We start from the raw sequence: 18,432 nt of genomic DNA, 5'->3' as shown, positions 1-18,432 counted from the left end.
GCGGTTTTATTTTTCCCTTAGCGTCTCTTTCTTCACATATTCTCCCTCATGCTCTAGGTTTCCCAGCCCCTTTACCCTGAATAATCGCATGCTATTTCGGTACATAAAATCATCAGATTATACAAAGTGTGAAGTCGATCCAGTTACATTTTGAAATCCTTACTGGCTGCGAGGATTCAACACGGCTTTCACTTTGCCTGCGGCGTGCCACACGCGAAAAGGCATTGGTACGCACTTTCCTTCTCTCACGCCCGACTCTCAAATGAAACACATACCTTTCGCTTATCACCAAGTGAAAGGCTAAAAGCGCCAAAATCGAAAGAATAGCGCCTGTGATCCACCTTTCACTTTTACGGCAGATTCACTGTTTAAATATCTCTCAACACGAAACTAAATGTTTCGGTGGACACAGTGAAACTCATTGCACGCCGGATGGAAGCCATGACCAGTACAGAGCGCCGACAGCACATTATGAGCCATATTCGCCGCCACGGTGCCGGTAAGGTAGATGCGTTTGCGGAGCAATTTAACGTGTCTGCCGTCACCATCCGCCATGACCTGAATTTGCTGGAAAGAGAGGGCTGCGTCTTTCGTTGTTACGGTGGCGCCACCCTAAACCCCAATTTTGCCTTTGATCAACCGCTGTACCGTAAAGACCAACTCAACCGCAGCATCAAGCAATGCATTGCCCAAGCCGCTGCCGCGCTGATCACCCACGGGGATACCGTCATCCTCGATTCTGGCTCCACGATTGCCCTGATGCCGCAGTACCTGACACAAAAAAAATTGGTGGTCATGACCAATGCCTTAAATACCGCTTACCAGCTGAGCAGCAACGACAATGTTGAACTGCATGTCGTCGGCGGAAATTTGCGCCGCGCCTCTTGCTCTTTGATTGGCAATCACGGCGAGGAGCAAATTCGCGCTTACTTCTTCGACAAGCTGTTTCTCGGCGTCGATGGATTCGATCTGGAAAGTGGGATCACAACGCCGGATCCGGGTGAAGCGCAAATTAATCGAGCCATGTGCGATGTGTCACGCCAAATCATTGCTGTCACCGACTCCAGTAAGTTTGGCCGTAAAAGTTTTTGCATGATCCGCGCCGCCGCACAAATTGATGTGCTGGTGACTGATAGCCGGATCCCGCACCACGTACACCGCGCCCTACAAGAGTTAGGGGTAACGGTGATCCTTGCAGACCAGTTAACGCAACAGGAACACGCATGAACGCCTTACTGTCACTCATCCGTCGCCACAAACAAGGCGAACCGGTGGGGATCTATGCTGTTTGCTCAGCCCATCCTCTGGTTTTGGAGGCGGCGCTGCGTCAAGCGGCAGCTGACCAGCAACCGGTGCTGATTGAAGCAACCTCCAACCAGGTCAATCAGTTCGGTGGCTATACCGGCATGACCCCGCATGATTTTGCCCAGCATGTCTTTACCTTAGCCGAACGCCTGCACTTCCCTCGTGGACAGATCATTTTAGGCGGTGACCATTTGGGGCCGAACTGCTGGCAAAAACTACCAGCGGCACAGGCGATGGCTTACTCCACCCAGATGGTCGGCGACTATGTGCGCGCCGGTTTTCGCAAAATTCACCTCGATTGCTCAATGCCTTGCGCTGATGACGTCTTACCTTTATCGGAAGCTGTGATGGCTGACCGCGCCGCCCTGCTATGTCAGGCCGCGGAACTCGCATGGCGCGAGGTTGGGGGCGAAGCACCGGTTTATGTGATTGGCACTGAAGTTCCAACTCCCGGTGGCGCAGTGGATGCCCTCGAGCAGGGTCTGCACGTCACCACACCCGTACAAGCGCTGCAGACATTGGATGCACATTATCAAGCCTTCAGTGAACAAGGACTGGCTAGCGTCTGGCCACGGGTGATTGGCTTAGTCGTACAACCGGGAGTGGAATTCGATCACCACAGCGTGCACCACTACGACAGTCAGGCGGCGCGCGCACTCAGCGCCATGATCGAAAGCCAGCCGGACATCGTGTTTGAAGCCCATTCCACTGACTACCAAAACCCTGATGTATACCCGCAGTTGGTACGCGATCACTTTGCGATATTGAAAGTTGGTCCAGCACTGACCTTTGCCCTACGCGAAGCCTTATTTGCGCTGGACAAGGCTGAAATTGAATGGCTTGGCAGCCATCAAGCCGCTCACCTGCGCGATACCGTAGAGCAGGTTATGCACGAACAACCGGATTACTGGCGCTCGCACTATTTAAGCAAAGGCCACCAGCAATATCTGGACTGTGCTTACAGCTTAAGTGATCGCATTCGCTATTACTGGACCCACCCAGAAGTGCAAGCGGCACGACAGGCGCTGTTTGAGCATCTGCAAGCTCGCCCGTTGCCCCTCACTCTATTAAGCCAGTATCTGCCGAATCAGGCCGCCGCGATCCGCCAAGGCCTGATCGCCAATACACCGGCCGACATCGTGATCCACAAGATTATGGAAGTGACACAAACCTATGCCCGGGCCTGTCACACCGCTGCCGTGATCAGCAAGGAGACCATCTAATGAGCACTTACTTGGGCTATACCCCTGCGTGGCTAGAAAGCCATAATGCACTGCATACCGCGCGGGAAATCAGCCAACAACCGCGGTTATGGCGCGAGCTAGGTGCCGCACTAGCGCAGCAGCAACCGGCCATTACTGCGTTTTTACAGCCATTATTAAGTCGTCCCCAACTGCGCATTATTCTCACCGGCGCCGGCACCTCAGCCTTTGTCGGTGAAGCCGCAGCGCCCTTTATTCAGGCGCATAACGGTTATCAGGTGCGCGCTATCGCCACAACCGATCTGGTCTCGAACCCCGAGCAGTATTTCGACCCACATTGCCCGACATTACTGGTTTCTTTCGCACGTTCAGGCAATAGCCCTGAAAGCGTCGCGGCAGTGACCTTGGCCGATCAGTTCCTGACCGAATGCCATCACCTGTTTGTGACCTGCAATCCTGAAGGTGCACTCTCGCGCATGGCGCACTCGCATCATCAAGCGCACTGCGTATTGATGCCGGCCGAGGCCAATGACAAAAGCTTTGCCATGACCTCCAGCTTCAGCTGCATGCTGCTGACCACGTTGGCGCTTTTTAGTGGCCTGTCAGCCGCTGATATCCAACACCATGCCGACACGGTTGCGCTGTTGTGTACCGACAAATTATCACAGTGGCAACCGCAGGTACGCGAGCTGGCTGAGTTGCCATACCAACGCCTGATCGTTCTTGGCAGTGGCGCCTTTGCCGGTCTGGCGCGTGAAGCGGCGCTCAAATCACTCGAACTCAGTGCCGGTCAGGTGATGACAGCGTTTGACTCTTCACTAGGCTTTCGCCATGGCCCGAAATTCACCATTAATGGCGATGCACTGGTGATCCAATTTATCGCCTCTGACCGCTATACCCGCCGTTATGACACCGATTTGTACGCCGAGATCCAGCGCGATCAGAAGGCGCTGCGCCATATCGCCCTGTCAGAAACTGCAATGCCAGCCGCGCATTGCATCGAGCTCGGCCAGCTTGAGCTCAGTGATGCATGGCTCAGTTTCCCCTACATCTTGTTCTGCCAAATGTTGGCGTTTGAGAAATCACTGCAGTTGGGATTAGGCCCTGATAACCCGTGTCCTACCGGTGAAGTTAACCGCGTTGTACAAGGTGTGACGATTTATCCGTTTGATGCATTTGCATAAATCAGCAGGTTTAAGGAAGGACAACGCTATGCCAAATATCGTATTGAGCCGGATTGATGAACGATTGGTACACGGGCAAGTCGGCGTGCAATGGGTCGGTTTTGCCAACGCCAATATTATTGTGGTGGCCAATGATGAAGTGGCTGCCGACCAAATTCAGCAAAACCTAATGGAGATGGTACTGGCCGAAGGGATCGCCATTCGTTTTTGGACCGTGCAAAAAACCATCGACACCATCCACAAAGCCGCGGATCGCCAGCGCATCTTACTGGTTTGCCGCACCCCGAAAGATTTCCGCCAATTAGTCGAAGGCGGCGTTCCTGTCACGCAAATCAATGTCGGCAACATGCACTACGCCGAAGGCAAAACTCAGATTGCCAAAACGGTATCGGTGGATGCCGAAGATATTGAAGAGTTTCGCCAACTCAAGGCACTGGGCGTGACCTGTACGGTTCAGGGAGTACCGACAGAAAGTGCCACTGACCTCTTCACCCTACTCTAATAAGGACAGCGATTATGGACACAGGACTCTTACAGGCCTTAATGCTCGGCACTTTGGCCTTCTTCGCGGGTCTGGATCTGTTTAACGGACTGACCCACTTCCACCGTCCGGTAGTTCTCGGCCCGCTGGTGGGCCTGATTCTGGGCGACTTACAAACCGGTATTTTGGTCGGCGGTACGCTGGAGCTTATCTGGATGGGGCTGGCCCCACTCGCCGGTGCTCAGCCACCTAACGTCATCATCGGCACCATCGTTGGTACCACCTTTGCTATCTCCACGCAGGTTGAGCCGAACGTGGCGGTGGGCGTGGCCGTACCGTTTGCGGTCGCCGTACAGATGGGGATCACGTTGCTCTTCTCCATCATGTCCGCCGTGATGTCCAAGTGTGATGAGTATGCTCGCAATGCCGATACCCGTGGTATCGAGCGGGTGAACTATATCGCACTGGCCGTGCTCGGGACCTTCTACTTCCTGTGCGCCTTCCTTCCTGTGTATTTGGGTGCCGAACATGCGGGGAAAATCGTCGAATCCCTGCCGAAAGAGCTGATTGATGGACTGGGTATTGCGGGTGGCATCATGCCAGCGATTGGGTTTGCAGTGCTGATGAAGATCATGATGAAAAACGCCTATATCCCGTATTTCATTCTGGGATTCGTGGCCGCCGCATGGCTGCAACTGCCGATTTTAGCTATCGCCAGCGCCGCTACCGCCATGGCCATTATCGACTTTATGCGTAAATCCGAACCAACCCCGGCCAGCGCCGCTCCAGCAGAGGACTATGAAGATGGAATCTAATGTACGCAACGCCAGTAAGCTGCGTGACCTCAACGCGTCGGCAAAAGCCACACCCGATACCGCAGCAGATGAATACCAGAATAAAGAAATTGGTGCGGAACTGACCCGCTCTGATATCAACCGCATGGCCTGGCGCTCATTACTGCTGCAAGCCTCGTTTAACTACGAGCGTATGCAAGCCTCAGGCTGGTTGTATGGGTTGCTGCCCGCACTGAAGAAAATCCACACCAACAAAGCGGATCTGTCCAAAGCAATGCAAGGGCACATGGGCTTTTTCAATACCCACCCGTTTCTGGTCACCTTTGTGATGGGGATTATTCTGGCGATGGAGCGTTCCAAGCAGAACGTCAGCAGTATCCAGAATACCAAAATTGCCGTTGGTGCGCCGATGGGCGGTATTGGTGATGCCATGTTCTGGCTCACCCTGCTGCCGATTTGCGGCGGGATTGGTGCTGACTTGGCGCTGCAAGGCTCCATCATGGGGGCAGTGTTCTTCTTGGTGCTGTTTAACGTGGTGCACTTTGGTCTGCGCTTTGGTCTGGCGCACTACGCCTACCGCATGGGGGTGTCCGCCATTCCACTGATTAAAGCCAACACCAAGAAAGTCAGCCATGCCGCCTCGATGGTCGGGATCACGGTAATTGGTGCGCTGGTGGCCACCTATGTGCGCTTGTCCACCACGGCCGAAATCGTCGCTGGGGATGCGGTGGTCAAATTGCAAGCCGATGTGATCGACAAACTGATGCCAGCATTTTTGCCACTGGTGTACACCCTCTGCATGTTTGCCTTGGTCAAGCGTGGTTGGAGTCCGCTGAAGTTAATCGGTGTCACCGTCACGCTGGGCATCGCGGGCCGTTTTATGGGCTTTTTGTAATCGTTCCTGATTTGCCGTACGGGGCCGGTCACGGCCCCGCAGTTAAGGAGTTTGCGTCATGATAACAGTCATTCTCAGTGGTCACGGCGGATTTGCCTCCGGCATTGATGCCGCAATTCGGCAAGTGATCGGCGAACAAACGCAATTTGCCGCGCTCGATTTCCCTGCCGAAATGAGCACGGTACAACTGGAGCAGGCGATGCGTCAGGCGATTGCCAACCATGACTCTGGCGAAGGTATTGTCTTTTTGACCGATTTGCTGGGCGGTACCCCATTTCGTACTGCCGCGCTACTCAGTCAAGAGCGTAGCGATATCGAAGTGGTCACCGGCACCAACTTACAGATGGTGGCCGAGATGCTGCTCGAGCGCGACGAGCTCACGCTGACCGAGTTTCGCTGTCAGGCGCTGCAATGTGGGCATCGCGGGATCACCTCGTTAGCCGACGAATTGGCCCCCAACGCACACCCCGCTGAAGTGGTCGCCGAAGATGGAATTTAAACCGCAACATCTGCGCGCCGCTCGCATTTTACATGGCGAGCAGTGGCTGAACGACGCCGTCCTCAGCATCGATGAGCACGGGATGATTGACGCAATTGAATCGTATGACGCAGCGCAGCACCGTGTCGTCACCGACTTAGGTGCCGTCGATCTGCTACCGGGTTTAATTGACAGTCACGTGCACGGCGCCGCCGGCCACGACGTGATGGATGCCACGCATGAGGCACTCGATGGCATGTCCTGCTTTTTCAGTCGTTACGGTGTCACTGCATTTGTTGCTACCACGGTCAGTGCCCCTGCCCCACACATCCAGCGTGCTCTACGCCAAATCGCGCTAACCTGCCAACACGGAACCCAAGGTGCGCAGCTACTTGGCGCTTATCTGGAAGGACCATTTTTCTCTGCTCGGCATAAAGGTGCTCACCCTGAACACTGTTTGCATGCCCCTACGTTAGCCGAGCTGACGCAGTGGATAAGCGATGCCGCCGGACACCTGCGTACCGTAGCCCTCGCACCAGAATTACCGGGCGCGCTGGAGTGTATTCGCTATCTCAAAGCTCACGGCATTCGCGTGATGCTCGGTCACAGCGATGCCACCTATGAACAAGTCACCACGGCTCTGCACGCCGGCGCTGACGGCGTGGTGCACTGCTACAACGGTATGCGCGGGTTGCACCATCGCGAACCGGGCGTGGTTGGCGCGGCACTCACAACCCCCGGTTGCTACACCGAAATCATTGCCGATGGCCACCACGTGCATCCGGCCGCACTGCAGGTGGCCTATTGTTGTTGTCAGCAGCACCTATTACCCATTACCGATGCCATGCGTGCCACCGGCATGCCAGACGGCCGTTATCGTCTGGGCGAGTATGAAGTCACCGTACAAGATGGCGTTGCCATGACTGATAGCGGCAGTTTAGCCGGCAGCACCCTCACCTTGCTCAGCGCCGTGAATCATCTGCGCCAATGGTTGGGGCTATCTGATGAAGAAGCTTGGCTGCTGGCATCTCGCACTCCGGCGCGTTTGCTGGGGTTAGATAACCAAATGGGCACCTTAGAGGCCGGCAAACGGGCCTCATTGGTAGCCGTTACCGGCTTAGCCAATCACGCGGACACCACGTCTGCCCCACAAATTCCTTTTTCTGTTTTAAAAACCTGGGTGAATGGCCGTCTGGTCTTTGATACCGACAGCGCACCAGTTCGGGAGGCATTATGTATCTGATCTCTTCACGTGAAATGTTGAAACGTGCGCAAAAAGGCGGCTACGCCGTACCGGCGTTTAATATCCACAATCTGGAAACCGTGCAAGTTATTGCAGAAACCGCATCTGAAATGGGATCTCCGGTGATCATGGCGGGAACCCCCGGCACCTATGATTACGCGGGGACCGATTATCTAGTCAGCATCTGTAAAGAGGCGGCGCACAAGCATTCTATGCCACTGGTGTTGCATCTGGATCACCACGAAGCGCTGGACGATATTCGCACCAAAGTCGAACACGGGATCCGCTCAGTAATGATTGATGGCTCCCATCACGCCTTTGAGCAAAATATCGATTTGGTCAGCGCGGTCGTGCAGTATTGCAACCGCTTTGATGCCAGTGTCGAGGCCGAGCTGGGCCGTTTGGGAGGACAAGAGGACGATCTGATTGTCGATAGCGCCGACGCACTGTTCACCGATCCGGCCTCGGCCGCCGAATTTGTTCGTCGCACCGGCATTGACTCTCTGGCGGTAGCGATCGGTACGGCGCACGGTCTGTACAAAGCAGAACCTCGCTTGGACTTTGCCCGCTTAGAAAAGATCCGTGAACGCGTGGATATTCCGCTGGTGTTACACGGCGCATCCGGCGTGCCCGATGAGATGGTCCGCCGCTGTATCGACTTGGGCGTTTGTAAAGTCAACGTCGCGACCGAGCTAAAAATTGCGTTTGCTGATGCGGTGAAGAAACACTTTGCGGAAAACCCGTCCGCCAACGATCCGCGCAAATACATCACCCCAGGTAAAGCGGCGATGAAGCAAGTGGTTATCGATAAAATCCGCATGTGTGGTAGTGAAGGCAAACTATAACAGCCGCCTATCGCAGGTAAGGCTCTCACGTCATACTTGCGGTTTTATCCCTTAATCCTGAGTGCACCGCCTGTACGCTATACCGCCTTTTGGCTGTAAGAGTGCGGTGCTTGATATCCCCTACTGTCACCACGACAGTGTTGGTTGGCGCTTTGCAAAAAGCGCCTTTTTTATCTCGGTGTTATTGAGCACTCACCGCTCAACGCAGCGCACTGACATCCTCCATCAACCATGCGCTGTTGTGACGGGTAAAGCCAATTTTGGGGTAATAGTCCACCGCTTGTGGGGCGGCGAGTAAAATCACTTTGCAGCCCGGTTGTAAGCAATGGAAAGTCTGGCGAATCAACTCACGTCCAATGCCGCAAGCTTGTACACGCTCAGAAACGGCCAAATCGGCCAGATAGCAGCAATAGAAAAAGTCCGTCACCGAACGCGCAACGCCGACTAACCGTTCACCTTGCCACGCGCTGATCAGTACATCCGCATGTTCGAGCATCGCTGCGATTCGTTCACGCTCGGCAAGAGGGCGTCGTTCGCCTAGTGACGTTTCTTCCAATAACGTACAGTATTGCTCAGTCGTGAGTGGGCGATTGTGGCAATAGGTGATCCCCGCCACTACCTCACCTTCAGCTAGCGGTGCTGTGCTCGAAATCTGAATCTGCGAAGCATTACATGACATACTGGTTCCTCATTTATACATTGCATATCGGCTATCGTTCCGTCATACCAGAGCATATTGATAATAATTATATTTTCGCACTCACCTTATTCAACCACATGCATTTATACAATCCATATCTCAATTGCCATGGCAAAGTAAACCAATACTAATATCTGAATATGACAAGCATATATACGCATCAAAGCCCCCATCCCCACACACTTAAATAACACCGCGTCATATAATTACTGTCTAAGCTGATAACATCCTCAAAAAGATAAAAGCCAACCGACAAATGTTCGAAATTTAACTACGTTAGTGTTATAAAAAATTACCATTAAATATAAAAATGCACTCTATGATGTGAGATCACATAAATGGCAGCCACCATTCACACATACCGAGTAATTATCAATAGATGAAAATATAAATCTTTGGACGTAGGAGCGAAAATGAAAAACTTAGGACTAGCAAGGAAGATGTTATTGGCAATCACGTTGCCATTATTCGCCCTTATATTTTTCTCTGGCCACTATATATATGACAAATGTGTGGCTGAACGAAAAATGCAGCAAGCCCTACAGCAGCTCACCGTATTGCAAAGCAGTGCTCAGGTTGTCCATGAATTACAGAAAGAACGTGGCATGTCCGCTGGTTTTCTGGGTTCTTCCGGTAAGAACTTTTCTGATGCCTTACCGCAGCAACGACAAGCGGTTGATGCCGCACTAAACCGATTCCAATCTCAACGTTCAAATGTCGCACATGCACAAATATCGCAAAAGATAAAGCAATTACCCGCAATTCGAGAACAGGTTAGTCAACTAAAAATAAGTACTACACAACAAGTTTCTTTCTACACAGATTTAATCGCTGCCTTGCTAAAGGTTGTCGATGAGATCAGTCTGCACAGCCAAAATGCAGAAATTGCATTACAAACTAATGCATATGCCGCTTTTCTACAAAACAAAGAACGAATGGGATTAGAGCGTGCAACTCTAAGTAATGTTTTTGCGCAAAACCAATTTACGCCAGCAACCTTACAACAATTTATGTCGCTGCTCTCAGCGCAACACAGTTACTTAGAACGATTTAGTGCGGTTGCTACTCCAGCACAGCAAGCATTACTTAACCGCATATTGAATCAGCCAGTCATGAAAGAAGTCGAACAATATGAGCAGCTCGCGCTAAAACAGATGTCGACAGGCAACTTCAACGTTAATCCTGAAAAATGGTTTGCACTCAGCACCGAAAAAATTGAATTACTCAAACAAGGCGAAGACCAGCTATTTGAGCAAATATTCCAGCAAGTTGAGCTGATGCAAAACCAAAGTTTACGTAATTTTTGGTTCGGCACATTCACTGTATTGGCCTGTATATTAATCACAATCTTGGTCAGTGTTCGAGTATTACGGGATATCCATCAAGGGTTCTTAGCCCTACACCAGACATTATCTCGCTTGGTTAATGACAATGATTTAACGATCCGAGTCAACTGGCAATCCGGCGATGAACTTGGCTCCATCGCTAAAGATCTCAATCATTTTTTACAACATTTGGAAGGATTACTACTCAAAGTCCGCCAGTCTTGCAGTGTGTTGACACACAGCGCCAGTCATTCCAATGCCGTTATCGCCGACGTTAATGAAGGTTTGGTTCGAGGCGTTGATCAAGTGGGTCAAGTAGCCACTGCAGCGACGGAAATGGCCGCAACGATCGCTGAAATTGCACGAAACGCAACGCAAACCGCACAAGCGACTCAGCAAGCAATTAATCGCGCCCATCAAGGCGATAAAGAAGTTGATCAAACTATTGTGGCTATTGAAAAAGTTGCTGAGACACTTGAGCAAAGCTGTTTGCTTGTCAATAACCTGCATCAAGACACTGAATCTGCTGTAGAAGCGCTGAATTTAATCAAACAGATTTCTGATCGCACCAATTTACTGGCGCTCAATGCCGCGATTGAAGCAGCCCGTGCGGGTGATACTGGACGTGGTTTTGCAGTTGTCGCCGACGAAGTACGCTCTTTAGCTGGCCGTACTCAACAAGCGGCTGACGATATCGAACAAATGCTCTCTCGTTTACAGCAAGGCGCTCGCCAAGCGGTAGTTGCCATGCAATCGGGTAGCCAGCAAGCAACTCTCAGTGTTACAGAAGCACAACGAGCAGGCACTGAATTGACTGATATTGTGAATGACGTTCGGAAAGTCAATGACATGACGGCACAAGTGGCCAGTGCCACAGAGCAACAACGCTGTGTTACCGATGATATTCAAAGCAACATGATAACGATTCGTGAAGTGTACGAAGCACATAGTGAGCATGCGATCACCTTGCAGCAAAATATCGCTGAACTTGAAGCACTTGCACAAGAGTTAACCCACTCACTGGCTAATTTTAAATTGAACAATACCCTCGTATCACTAAATTAAATCCACTAACAAGACAGCAGCCTCTCACATCTGATATTAAGAGGCTGCTGAATGATTAACTCATGCTATCCACTTAATCCACCTGCAATTTAGCCGGCGGGGCGGTATGGAACTCTGCATCCGCTTTGGCAAAACGTTCTTGGATTGCGCGTGATGGCGCTTTGTCCAATACACTCACCAATACAATCCCGATGCTCGCCAAAATAAATCCAGGAATGATTTCATACAGGTTCAGCCACGCAAACTGCTTCCAGATAATTACGGTGAAGGCACCAATCAGCATACCGGCCAGCGCACCATTACGGGTCATCCGTGACCAAAGTACCGAGAACAACACCACCGGCCCGAACGCGGCGCCAAATCCAGCCCAGGCGTAACTCACCAGACCAAGCACGCGGTTTTGCGGGTTATAAGCCAGCGCAATGGCCAGTAACGCCACGGCCAGCACCATCAAGCGCCCTACCCACACAAGCTCTTGTTGACTGGCATTTTTACGCAAGAAGGCTTTGTAGAAATCTTCGGTCAGCGCACTGGAGCACACCAACAACTGGCAACTTAAGGTCGACATCACAGCGGCTAAAATGGCGGACAACAGTATTCCGGCAATCCACGGGTTAAACAGTAATTGCGCCAACACCATAAAGACGCGCTCACTGTTTTGATCCACCGCCGCGGCTTGATCTGGATGATTGGCAAAATAAGCAATACCGAAGAAGCCGACTGCCACCGCGCCGCCTAAGCACAGGATCATCCACGTCATCGAAATTCGGCGGGCATTAACAATGGTGTAGTGCGAATCGGCCGCCATAAAACGCGCCAGAATATGCGGTTGGCCAAAATAACCCAGTCCCCAGCCCATTAATGAGATGATGGCGACCAGATTCAGCCCCTTGAGCATGTCGAGATTCTCCATGCTCTTTTGCTGGATCACCAGCAGTGAGTCTTCCAGCCCACCGACCGCGGCAATCACCATCACCGGCGTCAGGATCAGGGCAAAAATCATCAAGCTGGCCTGCACAGTATCGGTCCACGACACCGCAAGAAAACCACCGACAAAGGTATACAAAATGGTCGCGGCCGCCCCAGCCCACAGCGCGGTTTCATAACTCATGCCAAAGGTGCTTTCGAACAATCGGGCGCCAGCCACGATCCCTGAGGCACAGTAGATGGTGAAAAACAGCAAAATCACTACGGCAGAGATGATCCGCAGTACGCGGCTGTTATCTTCAAAGCGGCTAGTGAAGTAATCCGGTAAGGTCAGCGCATTGTTATTGATTTCGGTATGCACGCGTAAGCGACCGGCCACCAATTTCCAGTTTATCCACGCGCCGATCACCAGCCCGATAGCAATCCAACTTTCTGATACGCCAGAGAGAAATACCGCTCCCGGTAACCCCATCAGTAACCAGCCAGACATATCTGAAGCTCCGGCTGACAATGCGGTAACCAAACTGCCGAGACGACGACCGCCCAGAATGTAGTCATCAAAGTTTTTGGTGGAACGCCACGCAATAAAACCGATCAAGATCATGCCGAAAATGTAGACGAGGAACGTCACCAGCATGGGTGTACTTATGGTCATGAAAACGCTCTCCTGAGTGAGCCTCGCAGGCTGCAAATCAGCTTAGCGAAGCAGCGCCATTATTAAATTGTTAGCTGGCGAAAGAACCTGCCTGTGGTGTTTTTTTCACCGCACGCAACTTAACACATTATTCACAACCATTTTCAGCCGGCTGAGTCACTCGCGTATCAATTGGTTGCACTGGATCACATTTTTATCGGTTGCACCCGTGAAATTTGTTAACTCGATAACGGTTATTTCTTGCATCATTCGACAACACTCCTACCCCTCGCAATCTGTTTTAACATTTCATTCATTTTTCAGGCTTGCTGGGAAGGTCACACTTCTTACGGTTGCACAAAGTTGCAACATACTGGATATTGCTGCGTAACCTTCAGCAGGCTTACCACACAGGCCTCGCAACAGAACATGACGACCAAGGAGTGAAACGATGGGAACCACCACGATGGGGGTAAAGCTGGACGAAGCGACCCGCGAGCGCTTAAAAAGTGCCGCCGGCAAATTAAATCGCACCCCGCACTGGCTGATTAAACAAGCCATTTTTACCTATCTGGAGCGGGTGGAAAACCTTGCAGAACTCCCCGAACTGGGTGCCGGTGACGCCGTCGATGAGCTGGATAACGCCTCACTTAACGCAGGACAAAACGCCGCAACGCCCCTTGAGCCGGTGCAACCGTTTTTAGATTTTGCCGAACAGGTACTCCCGCAATCGGTCAATCGGGCCGCGATCACGTCGGCTTGGCGCCGCAGTGAAACCGATGCCGTACCGATGCTCTTGGAGCAAGCTCGCCTGCCGCAAACGCAATCGGCGCAAATCCACCAGCTGGCCTATCAACTGGCAGAAAAGCTGCGCAATCAAAAAACGGCCTCTGGCCGTGCGGGTATGGTGCAAAGCCTGCTGCAAGAGTTCTCGCTCTCATCACAAGAAGGAGTCGCGCTGATGTGTCTGGCGGAAGCGCTGCTGCGTATTCCAGATAAAGCCACGCGCGATGCGCTGATCCGCGACAAAATCAGTAACGGCAACTGGCAATCGCACATTGGTCATAGTCCCTCACTGTTTGTGAATGCCGCGACGTGGGGTTTGCTGCTGACTGGGCGCTTGGTCTCTACGCATAATGAAGCGCACCTCTCTAGCGCGCTCAGCAAAATGATCAGCAAAAGCGGTGAGCCACTGATCCGTAAAGGTGTGGACATGGCGATGCGCCTGATGGGCGAGCAATTTGTCACCGGTGAAACTATCGCCGAAGCACTGGCCAATGCGCGCAAATTAGAAGAAAAAGGCTTTCGCTACTCCTACGATATGCTCGGCGAAGCGGCGCTGACCGGCGCGGATGCCGACCGTTATTTGCAGTCGTACCAGCAAGCCATCCACAGTATCGGCAAAGCCTCTAATGGACGCGGTATTTATGAAGGTCCAGGGATTTCAATCAAGTTGTCTGCCCTGCACCCGCGCTACAGCCGCGCGCAATATGATCGTGTGATGCAAGAACTCTATCCGCGCCTGCGCGATCTGACCTTACTCGCGCGCCGTTATGATATCGGTATTAATATTGATGCCGAAGAAGCCGATCGGCTGGAGATTTCCCTCGATTTGCTGGAGAAACTCTGCTTTGAGCCAGAGCTAGCAGGTTGGAATGGCATCGGCTTTGTGATCCAAGCCTATCAAAAGCGTTGTCCACAGGTGATTGATTTCTTAACCGATCTGGCGAGTCGCAGCCGTCGGCGCTTGATGATCCGTCTGGTCAAAGGTGCCTATTGGGACAGCGAAATCAAACGCGCACAAACTGATGGGCTGGAAGGCTATCCGGTGTACACCCGCAAGATCTACACCGATATCTCCTATCTGGCCTGTGCCCGCAAACTGCTGGCGGTGCCTAACCTGATTTACCCGCAATTCGCTACCCACAATGCCCATACTCTGGCGGCCATTTATCATCTGGCTGGGCACAACTACTATCCCGGCCAGTACGAATTCCAGTGCTTGCACGGCATGGGCGAGCCGTTGTATGAGCAAGTGGTCGGCCAAGTGGCCGACGGTAAATTAAATCGTCCGTGCCGTATTTATGCGCCGGTGGGCACCCATGAAACCCTGCTCGCGTATCTGGTGCGGCGCTTGCTGGAAAACGGAGCTAACACCTCGTTTGTTAATCGCATTGCCGACACCTCACTGCCGCTCGATGAGTTGGTAGCCGATCCGGTGGCCAGCGCCGAACAGTTAGCGGAAAAAGAAGGGCGCCCTGGTCTGCCACATCCGAAAATTCCGTTGCCACGCGATCTGTATGCAACTATTAGCCCAACACACATCAACACAACGCAAGGCCAACGCCTCAATTCAGCCGGGTTAGATTTGGCCAATGAGCAGCGGTTAGCCTCACTGTCCGCCGCCCTGCTATCGAGCGCAGCGCAGCTATGGTTAGGCTTACCGCTTATCGGCGCCACAGATAAAGACGTGGCTAATGAAAATCCACATAACACGCTCGATGATGTAGCGACTTCGGCGTTACAGCCAGTGCTGAATCCTGCCAATCCAGCAGATATTGTGGGTCATACCCGCGAAGCCAGCCCTAAGGAGGTGTCTCTCGCTCTTGATTGCGCCGTGTCGCAAGCGCCAATCTGGTATGCCACCCCGCCACAAGAGCGCGCTGCACTGTTAGAGCGCACTGCACAATTGATGGAAGAGCGGATGCAACCGCTGCTCGGGCTGTTGGTGCGTGAAGCCGGTAAGACTTTCAGCAATGCTATCGCCGAAGTGCGCGAAGCGGTGGATTTCCTGCGCTACTACGCGGCGCAAGTGCGCGATGATTTTGATAATGAAACCCATCGCCCACTGGGGCCGGTGGTGTGTATCAGCCCGTGGAACTTCCCATTAGCCATTTTCACCGGCCAAATCGCGGCAGCACTGGCGGCAGGCAATACCGTGCTAGCCAAGCCAGCCGAACAGACGCCATTGATTGCCGCTGCGGGCGTTCAGTTATTGCTGGATGCAGGTGTTCCACGTGGCGTCGTCCAACTGTTACCTGGGCGTGGCGAGAGCGTTGGCGCAGCGCTGGTGGCCGATGAGCGTATTCGCGGCGTGATGTTTACCGGCTCAACCGAAGTGGCCAGCTTGCTACAGCGCGCCTTGGCAGGACGCCTTGATCCACAAGGTCGCCCACTGCCGCTGATCGCCGAAACCGGCGGGATGAACGCCATGATTGTCGACTCCTCGGCCCTAACTGAGCAGGTGGTGAGCGATGTGATGGCCTCCGCCTTCGACAGCGCCGGTCAACGCTGCTCAGCGCTGCGCCTGCTCTGCCTGCAAGAAGAGATCGCCGAGCACACCCTGACCATGTTGCGGGGCGCGATGGCTGAATACCGCGTGGGTAATCCGGAACGGCTGTGTACCGATATCGGGCCCGTGATCGATGCCGAGGCGAAAAATGGCATTGAGCAGCATATCCAGACGCTGCGAGCGCAAGGACACTCGGTGTTCCAAGCCGCTCGTGAGGCACAACAAGACCTGCAAGATCGCGCCCAAGGCACCTTTGTTTTGCCGACCTTGATTGAACTGGACAGCGCCAGCGAGCTGCAACGGGAAGTATTTGGTCCAGTGCTGCATGTGGTGCGCTATCGCCGTGAGACGCTAGACCATTTGATCCGCGACATCAATGCCGCCGGTTATGGGTTGACCTTCGGCGTGCATACCCGGATTGATGAGACCATTGCGCGCGTTACCGCCACCGTGCAAGCAGGCAATATGTACGTCAACCGCAATATGGTCGGGGCGGTAGTGGGGGTACAACCGTTTGGCGGTGAAGGATTGTCCGGCACCGGCCCGAAAGCAGGCGGCCCGCTCTATCTGTATCGCCTGCTCGCCAGCCGTCCGGCCAACGCAGTGTTGACAACATTGAGCCGATTGGACGCGCAACAAAGCGACCCGTCGCAAGCCCCTGAAGCGCTAACATCGCAACAAGAAGCGCATGCCGCGCTAACTGTATGGGCTCAAGCGCGCCCAGCACTGCACACACTTTGTGGCCAATATCGTACCTTGGCGCAAACCGGTAGCCGTCGCGTGCTGACCGGCCCAACCGGTGAACGTAACACCTACAGTTTGCTGGCGCGCGAGCGGGTATTGTGTATCGCCGACAATGAAGAGGATGCGCTGATCCAGCTGGCGGCCATCACCGCGTGTGGCTGCCGCGCCTTGTGGTTAGATAATCCATTGCAACGCGAGCTGCGCGGCAAACTGCCCCCGGCGGTGAGTACCGTCATCGATTTAACCAGTCCTGAGCAACTCGATAGCCAACGCTTCGATGCGGTGATTTTCCACGGTGACTCCGATCAATTACGCACTTGGTGTGCCCGCATTGCCGAGCGCACTGGCGCGATCATTTCCGTGCAGGGCTTTGCACGTGGGGAAACCAACTTGCTGCTGGAAAGATTGTGGGTTGAGCGTTCACTCAGCATCAACACCGCCGCCGCCGGAGGTAATGCGAGTTTGATGACCATCGGTTAACGCACGTGTATTGGGGTAATCGGTTAAAATTAGATAACCGATAACTTCATTGGCAACAAACGCCCCGCTATCTTGCGTGAACGATAGCGGGGCGTTTTTTTATATAAGTTATGCAAGTTTACGCCAGCGCCCACTCCACGGCTTTTTCGGCATGCAATTGAGTGGTGTCATACAGCTTCACGTCCGTATCTTGTTGGCGCACCAGTAAGGCAATTTCGGTGCAACCGAGGATCACCGCTTGTGCGCCTTCGGTTTGCAGGCGCTCAATGATCGCCAAATAACGCTGACGCGATGATGATTTCACAATTCCTTGGCACAACTCATGATAAATGATGTCGTGCACTTGCTGCCGATCGGGCGCATCCGGCACTACCACGTCCAGACCGTATTTATCCGTCAGGCGGGAAACATAGAAATCTTGCTCCATGGTAAAGCGCGTACCCAGCAGCCCAACCTTAGTAATGCCATCGGCCACCAGTTGCTCAGCGGTGGCATCGGCAATGTGTAACAGTGGGATAGACAGCGCAGCTTCAATTTGCGGCGCCACTTTGTGCATGGTGTTGGTACAAATCAGAAGAAAATCAGCCCCGCCACGCTCTACCGCTTGCGCGGCATGGGTGAGAATCTGCGCAGTCTGCGGCCAATTGCCCGCATGCTGCAATTTTTCAATTTCCTCAAAATCGACACTGTACAGGCAAATTTTGGCCGAGCTGAGGCCACCGCGCTGCTGGCGTACTCCTTCATTAATCGCTTTATAGTAACTGAGGGTAGACTCCCAACTCATCCCGCCCAATAACCCAATGGTTTTCATCGAATCAGGTTGTGCGTGGGTGGCGAG

14 protein-coding genes are annotated in these 18,432 nt (G+C 53.0%); 11 read left to right on the top strand and 3 right to left on the bottom strand.

What is annotated here, in order from left to right; all coding sequences use genetic code 11:
* The first annotated feature begins 441 nt into the window (after positions 1 to 441).
* Genes agaR through LQ901_RS15700 form a run of 9 tightly spaced genes read left to right on the top strand, consistent with a single transcriptional unit; the run spans position 442 to position 8,427 of the window.
* Positions 442 to 1,227: a transcriptional repressor AgaR gene (gene agaR / locus LQ901_RS15740; protein ID WP_152135633.1), complete on the top strand. Its 786-nt coding sequence runs from the start codon at positions 442 to 444 to the stop codon at positions 1,225 to 1,227.
* Positions 1,224 to 2,528: a D-tagatose-bisphosphate aldolase, class II, non-catalytic subunit gene (locus LQ901_RS15735; RefSeq protein WP_152136576.1), complete on the top strand. Its 1,305-nt coding sequence runs from the start codon at positions 1,224 to 1,226 to the stop codon at positions 2,526 to 2,528. Before agaR ends, LQ901_RS15735 begins: the two co-directional genes overlap by 4 nt.
* Complete coding sequence (locus LQ901_RS15730) at positions 2,528 to 3,691, top strand: SIS domain-containing protein (protein WP_233672425.1); 1,164 nt, start codon at positions 2,528 to 2,530, stop codon at positions 3,689 to 3,691. The genes LQ901_RS15735 and LQ901_RS15730 overlap by 1 nt, the downstream gene beginning before the upstream one ends.
* A 28-nt stretch (positions 3,692 to 3,719) precedes the next feature.
* Positions 3,720 to 4,193: a PTS N-acetylgalactosamine transporter subunit IIB gene (gene agaV / locus LQ901_RS15725; protein WP_084976772.1), complete on the top strand. Its 474-nt coding sequence runs from the start codon at positions 3,720 to 3,722 to the stop codon at positions 4,191 to 4,193.
* Positions 4,194 to 4,207: 14 nt separating this feature from the next.
* The gene (agaW, locus tag LQ901_RS15720) at positions 4,208 to 4,987 is read left to right on the top strand and encodes a PTS N-acetylgalactosamine transporter subunit IIC (protein WP_084976773.1); all 780 of its coding nucleotides are present in this window, start codon (positions 4,208 to 4,210) and stop codon (positions 4,985 to 4,987) included.
* Positions 4,977 to 5,861: a PTS N-acetylgalactosamine transporter subunit IID gene (gene agaE, locus LQ901_RS15715; RefSeq protein WP_152135575.1), complete on the top strand. Its 885-nt coding sequence runs from the start codon at positions 4,977 to 4,979 to the stop codon at positions 5,859 to 5,861. The genes agaW and agaE overlap by 11 nt, the downstream gene beginning before the upstream one ends.
* Before the next feature lie 58 nt (positions 5,862 to 5,919).
* Positions 5,920 to 6,360 carry a PTS galactosamine/N-acetylgalactosamine transporter subunit IIA gene (gene agaF, locus LQ901_RS15710; RefSeq protein WP_152135574.1) on the top strand — a complete coding sequence of 147 codons (441 nt, stop codon included), beginning with the start codon at positions 5,920 to 5,922 and terminating at the stop codon, positions 6,358 to 6,360.
* Positions 6,350 to 7,582: an N-acetylglucosamine-6-phosphate deacetylase gene (nagA, locus tag LQ901_RS15705; RefSeq protein WP_152135573.1), complete on the top strand. Its 1,233-nt coding sequence runs from the start codon at positions 6,350 to 6,352 to the stop codon at positions 7,580 to 7,582. The genes agaF and nagA overlap by 11 nt, the downstream gene beginning before the upstream one ends.
* A complete protein-coding gene (locus LQ901_RS15700; protein WP_084976776.1) occupies positions 7,573 to 8,427 on the top strand; it encodes a tagatose bisphosphate family class II aldolase in 855 nt (284 codons plus the stop codon). Before nagA ends, LQ901_RS15700 begins: the two co-directional genes overlap by 10 nt.
* Positions 8,428 to 8,626: 199 nt before the next feature.
* Here LQ901_RS15700 and LQ901_RS15695 read toward each other — a convergent pair whose 3' ends face one another.
* Positions 8,627 to 9,106, bottom strand: a complete 480-nt coding sequence (locus LQ901_RS15695; RefSeq protein ID WP_152107305.1) for a GNAT family N-acetyltransferase — start codon at positions 9,104 to 9,106, stop codon at positions 8,627 to 8,629.
* A 434-nt stretch (positions 9,107 to 9,540) separates the two neighbouring features.
* Here LQ901_RS15695 and LQ901_RS15690 point away from each other — a divergent pair, with 434 nt between their 5' ends.
* Positions 9,541 to 11,517, top strand: coding sequence for a methyl-accepting chemotaxis protein (locus LQ901_RS15690; RefSeq protein WP_233672424.1), 1,977 nt, complete (start codon positions 9,541 to 9,543; stop codon positions 11,515 to 11,517).
* Between the two features lie 73 nt (positions 11,518 to 11,590).
* On the opposite strand, the gene putP is transcribed toward LQ901_RS15690, so the two are convergent.
* The gene (putP, locus tag LQ901_RS15685) at positions 11,591 to 13,099 is read right to left on the bottom strand and encodes a sodium/proline symporter PutP (protein WP_152135570.1); all 1,509 of its coding nucleotides are present in this window, start codon (positions 13,097 to 13,099) and stop codon (positions 11,591 to 11,593) included.
* 430 nt (positions 13,100 to 13,529) lie between these two features.
* Here putP and putA point away from each other — a divergent pair, with 430 nt between their 5' ends.
* Positions 13,530 to 17,594, top strand: coding sequence for a trifunctional transcriptional regulator/proline dehydrogenase/L-glutamate gamma-semialdehyde dehydrogenase (putA, locus tag LQ901_RS15680; RefSeq protein WP_152135569.1), 4,065 nt, complete (start codon positions 13,530 to 13,532; stop codon positions 17,592 to 17,594).
* A gap of 118 nt (positions 17,595 to 17,712) precedes the next feature.
* Here the strand turns inward: putA and LQ901_RS15675 are convergent, their stop codons facing one another.
* On the bottom strand, positions 17,713 to 18,405 hold the full coding sequence (locus LQ901_RS15675) for an aspartate/glutamate racemase family protein (RefSeq protein WP_152135632.1): 693 nt from the start codon (positions 18,403 to 18,405) through the stop codon (positions 17,713 to 17,715).
* Positions 18,406 to 18,432: the final 27 nt, after the last annotated feature.

Origin of the sequence: Plesiomonas sp. PI-19 (assembly GCF_021368255.1) — a bacterium.
GTDB classification, from domain to species: Bacteria; Pseudomonadota; Gammaproteobacteria; order Enterobacterales; family CAMTGL01; genus Plesiomonas; species Plesiomonas shigelloides.
This window is presented reverse-complemented; position numbering and strand designations above follow the sequence as displayed.